The sequence below is a fragment of the Nocardioides zhouii genome (assembly GCF_004137345.1).
GTDB classification, from domain to species: domain Bacteria; phylum Actinomycetota; class Actinomycetes; order Propionibacteriales; family Nocardioidaceae; genus Nocardioides; species Nocardioides zhouii.
This window is the reverse complement of the sequence record NZ_SDWV01000025.1, coordinates 34,100-47,177: the sequence shown is the minus strand read 5'-3', so window position 1 is coordinate 47,177 and position 13,078 is coordinate 34,100. Positions and strand designations below refer to the sequence as shown.

The following is a 13,078-nucleotide window of genomic DNA, read 5'->3' as shown; positions in this document are numbered from 1 at the left end:
GGTCAGACAGTGACCGAGGGAGCCTCGACCTTGGTCCGCGCGGTCTCCAGGATGGAGCGCCACGACGAGCCGGGACGACGGCGGAGCAGCGCACGGCGCTCACGCTCGGTCATGCCGCCCCAGACACCCCATTCGATCTGGTTGTCCAGTGCCTCGGCCAGGCACTCGGTGCGTACGGGGCAACCCGCACACACCTGCTTGGCCTTGTTCTGCTCCGCGCCGCGCACGAAGAGTGCGTCCGGCGTGTCCGCCTTGCAAGCGGCGCGCGATGCCCAGTCCTCTACCCACATAGTCAATCCCCACGGTTCTCGAGCCGATCGGCCGCCCCCATAGCGGCCATTCCCGACTCGAGTAGAAAAGTAAACGACTTGCCACCGGTCCAGACAGGGGCCAGTTGGCTCAATTCGCATAGTCCAATGTGACTATCCGGCTGCGCGGGCGGAATTGAAGGTGCTATGCCGACTCCCCGTACTCTGGTGCCCATGTCCTCCCGTACGTCCCCTCGTCCCGCGCGCCCGCACGGGCGTCCCGACGCCGGCCGGATCGCCGCCCACCTCACCGTGATGGCGGCCGTCGCAGTGGTGATGGGCGTCCTGATCGCCTGCCTCGCCATCCCGTTCGCGGGCCTGGTCGGCGTTGCCGCGAAGGACGTCAGCAAGGGCATGGTCAACCTGCCCGAGTCGCTGGAGGCCAAGGACCTGTCGCAGAAGACGCGGATCTACGACGTCAACGGCAACCTCATCGCCTCGCTGTACGACCAGAACCGGATCAACGTCCCGCTCACGTCGATCTCGCGCCCGATGGTCAAGGCCATCGTCGCGATCGAGGACTACCGCTTCTACGACCACGGCGCCCTCGACCTCAAGGGCACGCTCCGCGCCTTCATCACCAACCAGGCCAACGGCGGCTCGGTGCAGGGTGGTTCGTCGATCACCCAGCAGATGGTGAAGCAGACGCTGCTCTACCAGGCGGAGACCGACGAGGAGAAGGCGGCCGCGACCGAGGAGACGTACGCCCGCAAGATCCGCGAGCTGCGCTACGCGATCGCGTTCGAGAAGAACCACACCAAGGACTGGATCCTCGAGCGCTACCTCAACATCGCCTACTTCGGTGACGGGGCGTTCGGCGTCCAGGCCGCCGCGCGGCACTTCTTCTCCAAGAACGCCAGCAGGCTCGACCTCCTCGAGTCGGCGACGCTCGCCGGACTGGTCAAGAACCCGGTCGGCTACGACCCGGTGGACAACCCGGATCGCGCTGAGAGCCGCCGCAACGTCGTGCTCGACCGGCTCGCCCAGCTCGGCGTGCTGAGCGAGAAGAAGGCCGAGCGGCTCAAGGCCACGCCGATCGAGGAGACGCTCAAGGTCAAGAACGCCGCCAACGGCTGCCAGCAGTCGCAGGCGCCGTTCTTCTGCGACTACGTCGTCAACTGGTTGATGAAGGACCCGGTGCTGGGCGACACGACCAAGGAGCGCAAGACCGCGCTCAAGAACGGTGGCCTCACCATCAGGACCACCATCGACCTCGACATGCAGAGGGCCGCCGACGCGTCGGTGCAGGCCCACGTCTTCCCGACCGACCAGGCCATCGGCGGCCTGGCCATGGTCGAGCCCGGCACCGGCGACGTACGTGCGCTGGCGCAGTCGCGCCCCATGGGTCAGGACAAGGCCGCCGGCGAGACCGCCCTCAACTACACGGTCCCCAAGCAGTACGGCGCCGCCAACGGCTTCCAGGCCGGCTCGACGTTCAAGGTCTTCGTCCTGGCCTCCGCCATCAACCAGGGCATCCCGCTGAGCACGACGATCAACTCGCCGCAGGAGCTGCACCTCGACGACGAGGAGTTCGAGAACTGCGACGGTCCCTACGCAGGCGACGGCATGGGCTGGGACGTCAAGAACTCCACGGGCGAGGGCACCTTCGACCTCTACTCCGGCACCCAGAACTCGGTGAACACGTTCTTCGCCCAGCTCGAGGCCCAGACCGGCATGTGCGAGCCGCTGCAGCTCGCGGCCGACATGGGCGTCAAGGTGCCGCTGGCGCAGAAGGTGCCGTCGTGGATCCTCGGCGTCTCCGACAGCAACCCGCTCGAGCTGGCCCAGGCCTACGCCACCTTCGCCGCCCGTGGGCTCCACTGCGACCCGCGGCCCGTCACGGAGGTGCTCGACTCGCAGGGCCAGTCGCTCAAGGAGTTCCCCACCACGTGCGAGCAGGTCATGCCGGGCGCGACCGCCGACGCGGTCAACGACATCCTCCGGGGGGTCATGGAGCCGGGTGGCTTCGGAGACGACCTCGCCCTCGACAAGCCGTCGGCCGGCAAGACCGGTACGACGACCAGTGGCCGCTCGGTGTGGTTCGCCGGTTACACCCCGACGCTGGCCGCCGCCGCGATGATCGCCGGCGCCAACGAGGAGGGCCAGTGGCTGGAGCTGGGCGGTCAGACCGTCGGCGGCCAGTACATCAGCGAGGCCTCGGGCTCCGGCTACGCCGGTCCGATCTGGGGCGACGCGATGGCGGCCATCTCGGCCAAGCTTCCCTACGAGAACTTCCAGGCGCCGGCGGGTGACGAGATCGCCGGCGTGCTGAGCACCGTCCCCGATGTCGCGGGCCAGTCCGTGGAGGCGGCCACCTCGACCCTCGAGGCCTCCGGCTTCAGCGTCGCCGACGGCGGCCAGGTCAACTCCGAGGTCGCCGAGGGCCTGGTCGCGTACACCTCGCCCGCGGGAGGTACGTCGCTCAGCAGCGGCGACACCGTCACGCTCTACACGTCGACCGGCTACGTTCCGCCGCCCCCGTCAAGCGGCGGCGGTGGCGGCGGTGGCGGTGGTGGTGGAGGCAACGGCAACGGGAACGGCAACGGCGGGGGTCGCGGCGGCGGCCGCGGCAACGGCTGACCTCCCCCCTTCCTCGCGCTGCAGCGCGGCGACCTCCCCCCTTCCTCGCGCTGGTCAGCCGAGCTGGCGGCGTACCTCCGCTGCGACGACGCCGCCGTCGGCACGACCCTTGACCTGCGGGGTCACCACGCCCATCACCTTGCCCATGGCGCGCATGCCCTCCTCGGCGGCGCCCGTCTGCGCGACCGCAGCGGTCACCAGCTCGACGATCTCGGCCTCGGTCAGCGGGGCCGGGAGGTACTCGGCAATGACCTCACCCTCGGCCGCCTCCTTGGCCGCCATCTCCTCGCGCCCGCCGTCGTGGAAGGCGGTGGCCGCCTCGCGGCGGCGCTTCGCCTCGGACGACAGCACCCCGAGGATGTCGTCGTCGGAGAGCTCGCGGGCCTCCTTGCCGGCGACCTCGGCGTTGGTGATGGAGGTCAGCACCATCCGAAGCGTCGAGGAGCGCAGCTCGTCACGCGCCTTGATGGCGGTGGTGAGGTCGGCACGCAGTCGGTCCTTCAGAGCACTCATGCGACCCATTGTGGCAGCCTGTCCGAATGTCCTTCCTCCCCTTTCTGCGGCGCACGCTGACCCTCGGCGCGCTGGCCGGGGCGGGGCTGACGACGTACGCCGCCTGGGAGGCGCGGCAGTACACGCTGCGGCGGGTGACGGTGCCGCTGCTCCCGCCCGGCCACGCGCCGCTGAAGGTGCTGCACCTCAGTGACATCCACATGGCTCCCGACCAGCGTGCCAAGCAGGAGTGGCTGCGCGGGCTGGCCGCCCTCGAGCCGGACTTCGTCGTCAACACGGGCGACAACCTCGCGCACAGCCGGTCCGTCCCGGTCGTGGCCGACGCGCTCGGCGGCCTCCTCGACGTGCCCGGCGTCTACGTCCTCGGCTCCAACGACTACTGGGTGCCGGGTATGCGCAACCCCTTCCTCTACCTGCTCCCCGACACCGGCGCCCGCCACACGTCGGGCCGACAGCTCCCGTGGCCTGAGCTCAAGGAGCGCTTCAACTCCGCCGGCTGGCTCGACCTGACCAACGGCTTCGGCCGGCTGGACGTCGGCGGGACGTCGATCGCGTTCGCCGGGGTCGACGACCCTCACCTGCAGTACGACGACCTGGCGCGAGTGGCCGGACCGGCCGACCCGGCCACCGACGTGCGGCTCGGCGTCACGCACGCTCCGTACGTCCGCGTCCTCGACCAGTTCGCCGCCGACGGCTACGACGCGATCATCGCCGGCCACACCCACGGCGGCCAGGTCTGCCTGCCCGGAGGCCGGGCCCTGACGACCAACTGCGACCTCGAGCCGGCCCGCGCGCGCGGCCTGCACCGTCACCCGGCGGACTCCGAACCCGGCGACGAGGCCTCGGCCTGGCTCCACGTGTCCGCCGGCCTGGGGACCAACCCGTACGTCCGGATCCGGGTCGCCTGCCGGCCCGAGGCGACCCTGATGACCCTCGTCCCCCGCGCCTGAGGAGGCCACCGATGTCCCTGGTCCGCGTCCACAACTTCTCGATCTCCCTCGACGGCTTCGGCGCCGGCGAGCCGCAGTCACTCGAGACGCCCTTCGGCCACGCCGGCCAGAAGCTCCACCAGTGGATGATCGCCACCAGCTTCTGGGACCCCGCCGGCTCCACCGGTGTCGACCTCGCCTTCGCCTCGCGCCACGAGATCGGGTTCGGCGCCGAGATCATGGGCTCGAACAAGTTCGGCCCGCCCGGCTGGCAGGACGACCCCGACTGGCGCGGCTGGTGGGGCGAGGACCCGCCGTTCCACACCCCGACCTACGTCCTCACCCACCGGCCCCGGTCGCCGCTCGAGATGGAGGGCGGCACCACGTTCCACTTCCTCGACGCCTCGCCGGCGGAGGCGCTGGCCGTCGCGAAGGAAGCGGCGGGCGAGCTCGACGTACGCCTCGGAGGTGGCGCGAGCACGGTGCGGGACTTCCTCGCCGCGGGCCTCGTCGACCAGCTCCACCTCGTCATCGTGCCCATCGTGCTCGGCCGCGGCACCCGCCTCTGGGACGGGCTGGAGGGGATCGAGGAGCAGTACGACACCGAGGCCGTCTCGTCGCCGAGCGGGGTCACGCACCTGTCCCTGACGCGCCGGGCAGCTCCTGCTGCAGGAGTCCCCGCCTAAGCGGTGACTCCCGCGCTCCTGGGCCGTTGCAACGGCCCAGAGGCGCGAAACTCCGCACAACCGCCCGGGAGTCGGGGCGATTTCGGGCGGCCCTCACCGCTCCGGTATGCTCGCCCGCGTTGCCCAGCCGGAGTTTCGGATGGGTGGCGGGGTGTGGCGCAGCTTGGTAGCGCGCGTCGTTCGGGACGACGAGGCCGCAGGTTCAAATCCTGTCACCCCGACCAGTGGACGGACCTGCCGGAAGGCGGGTCCGTTCGTCATGTGGCGGGTCGAGACCCGCTGTCTGCCCGGTGCCTAGAGTGGTCCGATGGCCCTGCTCACGTGCGACTTCTTCTCCGAGGCCCTCCAGCGCGGCACGTCGATGAACGTGGTCCTGCCGCAGCCCACCCAGGAGCAGATCGGGGTCAGCAGCGCTGCTTCGCAGGGACCGCCACGGGTGCTCTACCTACTGCACGGCCTCTCCGACGACCACACCGCGTGGGTGCGCTACACCTCGATCGAGCGGTACGCGACCGAGCGCGGCTTCGCGATCGTGATGCCCGCCGTCGACCGCTCCTTCTACGCCAACGAGAAGGCTGGGCACGCCTACTGGGACTACGTCTCGGAGGAGCTCCCCCAGATCGTCGGTCGGTTCCTCCGCGTGTCCGACGACCCCGCCGACACCTTCGTGGCCGGGTTGTCGATGGGCGGCTACGGCGCGCTGAAGCACGCCGTCACCCACCCCGAGCGCTACGCCGGTGTGGCCTCCCTCTCCGGGGTCGCCGACATCCGGCAGCTCGGCGAGCGGCTCGAGCGCGCGGAGATCGTGGACCGGGTCTTCGGCGGCACCTTCGGTCCCGAGGACGACCTGTTCGAGCTCCTCGCGGGGCTCGACCCCGCCACCGCCCCGCGGCTCTACGTCGGCTGCGGCACCGAGGAGGACCGGCTGATGCCGCCGAACGAGCGGTTCGTCGGCGAGGCTCGGGCGCGCGGCCTCGACGTCACCACCGACTTCCGCCCCGGGGTGCACGAGTGGGGCCTGTGGGACGCCCAGATCCAGGACGTCCTCGACTGGATGGCCGCGACGTAGGACTGGCACCGGCGACGTTTGGCACACTGCCCCCATGGCAGACACCGGAAAGCCCGACGACGGCAACGACGACGCGCCCTCACTGGAGATGCCCTCCTTCTCGCTGAGGCGCAAGAAGAAGGCACCGCCGCCCGAGGACGCGACCACGGACCCGACCGCCGAGGAGGTCGTCGCCCCCGAGCCGGAGCCGATCCCCGAGCCCGAACCGATCCCCGAGCCCGAACCGATCCCCGAGCCCGAACCGGCGTACGAGCCCGTGCCGGAGCCCGTCCACGAGCCGGAGCCGGAGCCGGTCCCCGAGCCCGAGCCGACCGCCGTCATTCCGCCGCAGCCGGCGTACGAGCCCCCGACGGCCGTCGTACCCGTCGTCCACGCACCAGAGCCAGCTGCCGAGGAGCCCGAGCGCGACGAGGAGCAGCGCCCGCGCCGCGAGATCCCGCTCTCCGGCCTGCCCGCGGCGGCCGCGACCGGTGTCGCCGTCGGACTCCTCGCCGTGCTGCTCGCCTGGCTCGCGAGCGTCGGCTGCGAAGCAGTACGGGGTACGTCGTCGTGCGGCGGTGGCCCCGGCTTCCTGATCCTGCTGCTGGTGCTCGTGGCGTTGGCCATGGCCGGCAGCTGGCTGCTCGACCGCTTCGGCGTTCCCGAGTCCGGCTCCACCAGCCTGCTGGCCGTCGGGGTCATGGCGGTGCTCGTGATGGTCTTCCTGCTCGGCTCGCTCGACGCCTGGTGGGCCGCCATCGCGATCCCCGTCACCGCCGTCGTCGGCTACACCGCCTCCTGGTGGGTCACCAACGCCGTCGTGGGCGACGACACCGACGCGGAGGTCGCGGAGCCGTACGACGTCCGCTGACCGGGGTTGTCAGGCCTCCGCTGAAACAAGCAGCCTCAGAGGGCGGCGGCGATCAGCTCGGCGATCTGGACCGTGTTGAGCGCGGCGCCCTTGCGGAGGTTGTCGTTGCTGATGAACATCGCCAGGCCGCGGTCGTCGGGGACGCCCGGGTCGCGACGGAGCCGGCCGACGTACGTCGGGTCGTTTCCCGCCGCCTTCAGCGGGGTCGGCACCTCGTCGAGCTCCACGCCGGGAGCGGAGGCGAGCACCTCGCGGGCGCGCTCGGGCGTGAGCGGCCGCTCGAACTCGGCGTTGATGGCCAGGGAGTGGCCGGTGAAGACCGGCACCCGGACGCAGATGCCGGAGACCAGCAGGTCGGGGAGGCCGAGGATCTTGCGGGACTCGTGGCGGAGCTTCTGCTCCTCGTCGGTCTCGTTGAGGCCGTCGTCGACGACCGATCCGGCCATCGGGAGCACGTTGTAGGCGATCGGCTGGGTGTACGTCACGGGGTCGGAGAAGGCGATCGCGGACCCGTCGTACGCCAGCTCGCGAGCCTTGTCGCCCGCCTCGGTGACGCCGTTGGCCAGCTCCTCGACGCCAGCGACGCCGGAGCCGGACACGGCCTGGTAGGTCGAGACGATGAGGCGCAGCAGCCCGGCCTCCTCGTGCAGCGCCTTGAGGGCCGGCATCGCGGCCATCGTCGTGCAGTTGGGGTTGGCGATGATGCCGCGACCCGCGCCGATGACCTCCGCCAGCGCGCCCGGGTTGACCTCGGAGACGACCAGCGGGATCGCGGGGTCCTTGCGGAACGCCGAGGAGTTGTCGACCACGATCACGCCGGCCTCGACGAACTTCGGGACGAGTGCGCGCGACGTCGTGGCACCGGCCGAGAAGAGGGCGATGTCCAGTCCCGACGGGTCCGCGGTCGAGGCGTCCTCCACCGTGATCTCGCGGTCACCGAAGGGCAGCACCGTGCCGGCCGAGCGCGCGGAGGCAAAGAACCGCACCTGGTCGGCAGGGAAGTCGCGCTCCAGCAGGATCTGGCGCATCGCGACGCCGACCTGCCCTGTCGCACCGACGATGCCGATGTTGACGCTCATCGGCCGGTCCCTCCGTAGACGACCGCCTCGACCTCGTCGGCGTCCAGGTCGAACGCCGTGTGCGTGGCGCGGACGGCGTCGGCGACGACGTTCTCGTCCACGATCACCGAGATCCGGATCTCGGAGGTGGAGATCATCCCGATGTTGACGCCGGCGGAGGCCAGCGCGCCGAAGAACTTCGAGGTGATGCCCGGGTGGGAGCGCATCCCGGCACCGATCAGCGAGACCTTGCCGATCTTGTCGTCGTAGAGAAGCTTGTCGTAGCCGACCTCGCCCTGGATCCGCGCCAGCGCGGTCATCGCGGTCTGGCCGTCCGTCCGCGGCAGGGTGAACGAGATGTCGGTCAGGCTCGTCGCAGCCGCCGAGATGTTCTGCACGATCATGTCGAGGTTGATCTGCGCGTCGGCCAGCGCCTCGAAGATGCGCGCAGCCTCGCCGACCTTGTCCGGGACGCCGACAACGGTGATCTTGGCCTCGCTGACGTCGTGGGCGACACCGGCGATGATGGGCTGTTCCATGGTCTCTTCCTCGGTTCCGTCGGGCCTCGGGTCGTTGACGACCCAGGTGCCCTCGAGCTGGCTGAACGACGAGCGGACGTGGATCGGGACGCCGTAGCGGCGGCCGTACTCGACGCACCGCAGGTGCAGGATCTTGGAGCCGCACGCGGCGAGTTCGAGCATCTCCTCGTAGGAGACCCGGTCGAGCTTGCGGGCGTGCGGGACGACCCGCGGGTCGGCGGTGAAGACGCCGTCGACGTCGGTGTAGATCTCGCAGACGTCCGCCTCGAGCGCGGCCGCGAGCGCGACGGCGGTGGTGTCGCTGCCGCCGCGGCCGAGGGTGGTGATCTCCTTGGTGTCGGCCGAGACGCCCTGGAAGCCGGCCACGATGACGATGTGGCCGTTGCCGATCGCCTCGGTGATCCGGCCGGGAGTGACGTCGATGATCTTGGCCTTGCCGTGCACCGAGTCGGTGATCACGCCGGCCTGGGACCCGGTGAACGACCGGGCGGTGAAGCCGAGGTCGCTGATCGCCATCGCGACGAGCGCCATCGAGATGCGCTCGCCCGCAGTGAGCAGCATGTCCATCTCGCGGGCCGGCGGCAGCGGCGAGACACCCGACGCCAGGTCCTCGAGGTCGTCAGTCGTGTCGCCCATCGCGGAGACGGCGACGACGACGTCGTGGCCGGACTTCTTGACCTCGACGATGCGCCTCGCGACGCGCTTGATGGCGTCGGCGTCGGCGAGCGAGGAGCCGCCGTACTTCTGCACGACAATGCCCACGGTGTGGTCCTCGGAGATCGGGTGCGGCTGACAGCCTTGATTCTACGACTGGACGGCCGGCGGGCTCTCCAGCATCTCATCGGCGACGGCGACCGCCTCGGCGTTCTCCTCGAAGTCGGTGTCGAACCGGTCGTGCGCGACGACGGTGAGCAGGGCGTTGAGCGCCGCACCGGCGAGGTTGCCCCAGTTGTTGACGTACGAGAACTGCCACCACCACAGCGCCTCGTCGACGTCACCGGCGCGGAAGTGGCGCAGGCCGTTCTCGAGGTCGATCGCGATCGACGTCAGGTCGTCGGAGAGCCGGCTCTCGACCACCTCGGGCACGTAGGGATCGAAGACGAACGTGTAGACGTCGACCCCCTCGAGCATCTCGGCGAGGCGCAGCCGCAGCTCGTCGATGTCGGCCTCCGGGCCGACGTCGGGCTGGAACTCCTCGCGCGGGGCGAAGTCGGTCTGGGCGCCGAGCCGGGCGCCGGCCAGCAGCACCTGGCTGATCTCCAGCAGCAGCAGCGAGACGGCCTGCGACCCGTTGCCCTCGCGGGCAATCTCGCGCAGGGCGAGCAGGAAGCTCGTCACCTGGTCGGCGATCTGCTCCTCGAACGCGATGTTGTCGGACTGGGTCATTCTGCTGATCTCCTTCCGGCGAATGCACGGCCGAGCGTGACCTCGTCGGCGTACTCGAGGTCACCGCCCACTGGCAGTCCACTCGCCAAGCGGGTCACGCGCAACCCCATCGGGAGGAGCAGTCGCGTGAGATAGGTCGCGGTGGCCTCGCCCTCGAGGTTGGGGTCGGTGGCGAGGATGACTTCGGTGACGACGCCGTTGGCCAGGCGCGGCATCAGCTCCTTGACGTGGAGCTGGTCGGGGCCAATGCCGTCGATCGGCGAGATGGCGCCGCCGAGCACGTGGTAGCGCCCGCGGAACTCACGGGTGCGCTCGATGGCGACGACGTCCTTGTACTCCTCGACGACGCACAGGATGCTCGGGTCGCGCCGCTCGTCGCGGCAGATCCGGCACTGCTCGTCCTCGCTGACGTTGAAGCAGACCGAGCAGAACTTCACCTTCGCCTTGACCTCGATCAGGACGTCGGCGAGGCGGCGTACGTCAACCGGCTCGGCCTGCAGCAGGTGGAACGCGATGCGCTGGGCGCTCTTCGGACCGACGCCGGGCAGGCGGCCCAGCTCGTCGATCAGGTCCTGGACGACACCTTCGTACAAGGTGTGTCGCCTCAGCCCAGGCCGGGGAAGCCCAGGCCGCCGCCCGCACCGCCCAGGCCCTCGGACAGGGGGCCGAGCGAGTCGCCGGCCAGCGCCTCGGACTTGGCCCGCGCGTCGCGGTAGGCCGCGACGATGAGGTCGGAGAGGTCCGACAGGTCGTCGGGGTCGGTGCCGTCGAACTCACCGGCGCGGATGGTCACGCCGACGAGCTCGCCCACGCCGTTGGCCGTGACGGTGACCGCGCCGCCGGCGACGGTGCCGTCGACGGTCTGCTTGGCGAGGGCGGCCTGGGCCTCCTCGAGCTGCTGCTGCATCTGCTGCGCCTGCTGGAGGAGGGCGTTCATGTCGAAGCCGCCGCCGAGGGCGTCGAACGGGTTCTGGGTCATCGGGTCTCCCGGGTAGAGGGGCAAGGGTCGCGGCACATCGAATGTGGTCGGCCGAAACTCGGTCAGTCGTTCTTGATCTCTTCGATCAGCTTCGCGCCGAGGGTCTGGCTGAGCAGGGACTCGGTGTCGAGGGCCGCCGACTCGGCGTCGGGGTCGTCGCGGTCGACGTCGTCATCGGCCGAGCGGACCGGCGCGCTCGGCTCGCTCACGCCGCCGGCCCGCGCGGCCTCGAGGGCCTCGCGGGCGGGAGCGGCCGACACGGGCGGCTCGGCCGGGGGCGGCACTGGTTCGCCGCTGGGGGCCTCGGCAGCCGGGGCTGCACTGCCCGTGACCCAGTCCGGCGGACCGTCGGGCGACGACTGCGCCGGGGTGGCACCGGCCGGAGCGGCCGATTCGGTGGCCGACTGGCGTACGACCGGGGCCTGCGCGGCGGCGCCGCTGGGGTCGACGATCGACTCCACGCGCCAGTCCATCCCGACCACGTCGATCGAGGCCTGGCGCAGGATCTCGTCGCAGCCGCCGTTGACGAACGAGTCGCGCGCTCCGGCGTTGGCGAAGCCGATCGTCAGCCGGGTGGCGTCGACGTCGACGACGTGGGCGTGCTGCGAGAGCACCATCCACGCGAGCCGGCGACGGTTCTTGGTCTGCTCGAGGATGTCGGGCCACAGCCGGCGCACGTCGACGAGGCTGAGGCCGCCCTGCGGACCGGCCGGCTGCTCGGCGACCGGCGCGCCGGACGTCGACGCGGCGGCCGGGGCCGGGTCCTCGACCACGGGCGTCGGCTCGGGAACGGAGGTCGGCATCGGCGGGGGCGGCGGCGGCGGCGGACCGTCGTGGCGGGGGGACGGCGTCGGGATCGGCGGTGCGGGCTCGTCGTGAGCAGGCGCGACGGTCGCGGGAGCTTCCTGGACTGGAGCCGCGACGGGCTCCGGCGCGGGACGAGCGGGCGCGGCGGCGGGAGCCGGCGTGCCGGTCACGTCCATTCGTCGCTCGAGGCGCTCGAGGCGGGCCATCACTCCCTCGGAGGAGTGGTCGGCCCCGGGCAGCAGCACCCGGGCACAGAGCAGCTCGAGCAGGAGACGCGGCGCGGTGGCACCCCGCATCTCGGTCAGCCCGGCGGCCACGATGTCGGCGGCCCGGCTCAGCTCGATGGCGCCGAAGCGTGCGGCCTGCGCGACCAGCCGCTCCCCCGCGTCCTGCGGGACGTCGATCAGGCCGGTGGCGGGGGCGTCGGGCACGGCCGTGACGATCACGAGGTCGCGCAGCCGGCGGAGCAGGTCCTCGGTGAAGCGGCGCGGGTCCTGGCCGGTCTCGACGACCTTGTCGACGACCGAGAAGACCGAGGCGCCGTCGCGCGAGGCGAACGCCTCGACCACCTCGTCGAGGAGCGAGTCGGGCGTGAAGCCGAGCAGGTCGGTGGCGAGCTTGTGGGTCACACCGGCCGGACCGGCACCGCCGAGCAGCTGGTCGAGCACGGACAGGCTGTCGCGCGCGGACCCCGCCCCGGCGCGTACGACGAGGGGCAGCGCGGCCGGCTCGATGGCCACGCCCTCCTCGCCCGCGAGCTGGGACAGGTAGTCGCTCAGCAGGCGCGGCGGGATCAGCCGGAAGGGGTAGTGGTGGGTGCGCGAGCGGATCGTCGGCAGCACCTTGTCGGGCTCGGTCGTGGCGAAGATGAACCGCAGGTGGGGCGGCGGCTCCTCGACCAGCTTGAGCAGGGCGTTGAAGCCCTGCGTCGTGACCATGTGGGCCTCGTCGATGATGTAGACCTTGTACTTGTCGCGCACCGGCGCGAAGAAGGCCTTCTCGCGCAGGTCGCGGGCGTCGTCCACACCGCCGTGGGACGCCGCGTCGATCTCGATGACGTCGATCGACCCGGGCCCGCCGCGGGCCAGCTCGCGGCAGCTGTCGCACTCGCCGCAGGGGTCCGACACGGGCGCCTGCGCGCAGTTGAGCGAGCGGGCGAGGATGCGGGCCGAGGTGGTCTTGCCGCAGCCGCGCGGCCCGGAGAAGAGATAGGCGTGGTTGACGCGGTTGGCCGCGAGCGCGGCGCGGAGCGGCTCGGTCACGTGGTCCTGCCCGATGACCTCCTGGAAGGTCTCGGGCCGGTAGCGGCGATAGAGCGCGAGCGGTGACTCCACGTCGTGAACCCTAACCGGGGGCACCCACAGCGACCACCGC

13 protein-coding genes and 1 tRNA gene are annotated in these 13,078 nt (G+C 71.1%); 6 read left to right on the top strand and 8 right to left on the bottom strand.

Annotated features, from left to right (window positions below; all coding sequences use genetic code 11):
- Positions 1-2: 2 nt before the first annotated feature.
- The gene (locus EUA94_RS19200; RefSeq protein ID WP_129428500.1) at positions 3-290 is read right to left on the bottom strand and encodes a WhiB family transcriptional regulator; all 288 of its coding nucleotides are present in this window, start codon (positions 288-290) and stop codon (positions 3-5) included.
- A 192-nt stretch (positions 291-482) separates the two neighbouring features.
- Between EUA94_RS19200 and EUA94_RS19195 the strand changes: the two genes are divergently transcribed.
- Positions 483-2,888 (top strand): transglycosylase domain-containing protein, encoded by a 2,406-nt coding sequence (locus EUA94_RS19195; RefSeq protein ID WP_207210642.1) that lies wholly within the window; start codon positions 483-485, stop codon positions 2,886-2,888.
- 54 nt (positions 2,889-2,942) lie between these two features.
- Here the strand turns inward: EUA94_RS19195 and EUA94_RS19190 are convergent, their stop codons facing one another.
- Positions 2,943-3,401, bottom strand: coding sequence for a GatB/YqeY domain-containing protein (locus EUA94_RS19190; RefSeq protein WP_129428499.1), 459 nt, complete (start codon positions 3,399-3,401; stop codon positions 2,943-2,945).
- A gap of 26 nt (positions 3,402-3,427) precedes the next feature.
- On the opposite strand from EUA94_RS19190, the gene EUA94_RS19185 reads away from it, so the two are divergent.
- The 5 genes from EUA94_RS19185 to EUA94_RS22465 all read left to right on the top strand — a co-directional run bounded on the left by EUA94_RS19185 (position 3,428) and on the right by EUA94_RS22465 (position 6,935).
- The gene (locus EUA94_RS19185; protein WP_129428498.1) at positions 3,428-4,351 is read left to right on the top strand and encodes a metallophosphoesterase; all 924 of its coding nucleotides are present in this window, start codon (positions 3,428-3,430) and stop codon (positions 4,349-4,351) included.
- A gap of 11 nt (positions 4,352-4,362) precedes the next feature.
- Positions 4,363-5,016 carry a dihydrofolate reductase family protein gene (locus EUA94_RS19180; RefSeq protein WP_129428497.1) on the top strand — a complete coding sequence of 218 codons (654 nt, stop codon included), beginning with the start codon at positions 4,363-4,365 and terminating at the stop codon, positions 5,014-5,016.
- A 147-nt stretch (positions 5,017-5,163) separates the two neighbouring features.
- Positions 5,164-5,240, top strand: a tRNA-Pro gene (locus tag EUA94_RS19175).
- Between the two features lie 83 nt (positions 5,241-5,323).
- A complete protein-coding gene (locus EUA94_RS19170) occupies positions 5,324-6,085 on the top strand; it encodes an alpha/beta hydrolase (RefSeq protein ID WP_129428496.1) in 762 nt (253 codons plus the stop codon).
- Between the two features lie 34 nt (positions 6,086-6,119).
- Positions 6,120-6,935: a hypothetical protein gene (locus EUA94_RS22465; protein ID WP_207210640.1), complete on the top strand. Its 816-nt coding sequence runs from the start codon at positions 6,120-6,122 to the stop codon at positions 6,933-6,935.
- Between the two features lie 35 nt (positions 6,936-6,970).
- Here EUA94_RS22465 and EUA94_RS19160 read toward each other — a convergent pair whose 3' ends face one another.
- The 6 genes from EUA94_RS19160 to EUA94_RS19135 all read right to left on the bottom strand — a co-directional run bounded on the left by EUA94_RS19160 (position 6,971) and on the right by EUA94_RS19135 (position 13,038).
- On the bottom strand, positions 6,971-8,014 hold the full coding sequence (locus EUA94_RS19160; RefSeq protein ID WP_129428495.1) for an aspartate-semialdehyde dehydrogenase: 1,044 nt from the start codon (positions 8,012-8,014) through the stop codon (positions 6,971-6,973).
- Positions 8,011-9,294: an aspartate kinase gene (locus EUA94_RS19155; protein ID WP_129428494.1), complete on the bottom strand. Its 1,284-nt coding sequence runs from the start codon at positions 9,292-9,294 to the stop codon at positions 8,011-8,013. The genes EUA94_RS19160 and EUA94_RS19155 overlap by 4 nt, the downstream gene beginning before the upstream one ends.
- Before the next feature lie 42 nt (positions 9,295-9,336).
- A complete protein-coding gene (locus EUA94_RS19150; RefSeq protein WP_129428493.1) occupies positions 9,337-9,918 on the bottom strand; it encodes a DUF5063 domain-containing protein in 582 nt (193 codons plus the stop codon).
- Positions 9,915-10,511, bottom strand: a complete 597-nt coding sequence (recR, locus tag EUA94_RS19145) for a recombination mediator RecR (RefSeq protein WP_129428492.1) — start codon at positions 10,509-10,511, stop codon at positions 9,915-9,917. Before recR ends, EUA94_RS19150 begins: the two co-directional genes overlap by 4 nt.
- Before the next feature lie 11 nt (positions 10,512-10,522).
- Positions 10,523-10,897: a YbaB/EbfC family nucleoid-associated protein gene (locus EUA94_RS19140; protein ID WP_129428491.1), complete on the bottom strand. Its 375-nt coding sequence runs from the start codon at positions 10,895-10,897 to the stop codon at positions 10,523-10,525.
- 62 nt (positions 10,898-10,959) lie between these two features.
- Positions 10,960-13,038, bottom strand: a complete 2,079-nt coding sequence (locus tag EUA94_RS19135; RefSeq protein WP_242494994.1) for a DNA polymerase III subunit gamma and tau — start codon at positions 13,036-13,038, stop codon at positions 10,960-10,962.
- Positions 13,039-13,078: the final 40 nt, after the last annotated feature.

What these genes read in the sequence shown, in the direction of transcription:
- EUA94_RS19185 (WP_129428498.1), top strand. Translation starts at nt 3,428, where the DNA reads ATGTCCTTCCTCCCCTTTCTGCGGCGCACGCTGACCCTCGGCGCGCTG.
- EUA94_RS19190 (WP_129428499.1), bottom strand. Translation starts at nt 3,401, where the DNA reads ATGAGTGCTCTGAAGGACCGACTGCGTGCCGACCTCACCACCGCCATC.
- EUA94_RS19170 (WP_129428496.1), top strand. Translation starts at nt 5,324, where the DNA reads ATGGCCCTGCTCACGTGCGACTTCTTCTCCGAGGCCCTCCAGCGCGGC.
- EUA94_RS22465 (WP_207210640.1), top strand. Translation starts at nt 6,120, where the DNA reads ATGGCAGACACCGGAAAGCCCGACGACGGCAACGACGACGCGCCCTCA.
- EUA94_RS19140 (WP_129428491.1), bottom strand. Translation starts at nt 10,897, where the DNA reads ATGACCCAGAACCCGTTCGACGCCCTCGGCGGCGGCTTCGACATGAAC.
- EUA94_RS19200 (WP_129428500.1), bottom strand. Translation starts at nt 290, where the DNA reads ATGTGGGTAGAGGACTGGGCATCGCGCGCCGCTTGCAAGGCGGACACG.
- EUA94_RS19195 (WP_207210642.1), top strand. Translation starts at nt 483, where the DNA reads ATGTCCTCCCGTACGTCCCCTCGTCCCGCGCGCCCGCACGGGCGTCCC.
- EUA94_RS19150 (WP_129428493.1), bottom strand. Translation starts at nt 9,918, where the DNA reads ATGACCCAGTCCGACAACATCGCGTTCGAGGAGCAGATCGCCGACCAG.
- EUA94_RS19180 (WP_129428497.1), top strand. Translation starts at nt 4,363, where the DNA reads ATGTCCCTGGTCCGCGTCCACAACTTCTCGATCTCCCTCGACGGCTTC.
- EUA94_RS19160 (WP_129428495.1), bottom strand. Translation starts at nt 8,014, where the DNA reads ATGAGCGTCAACATCGGCATCGTCGGTGCGACAGGGCAGGTCGGCGTC.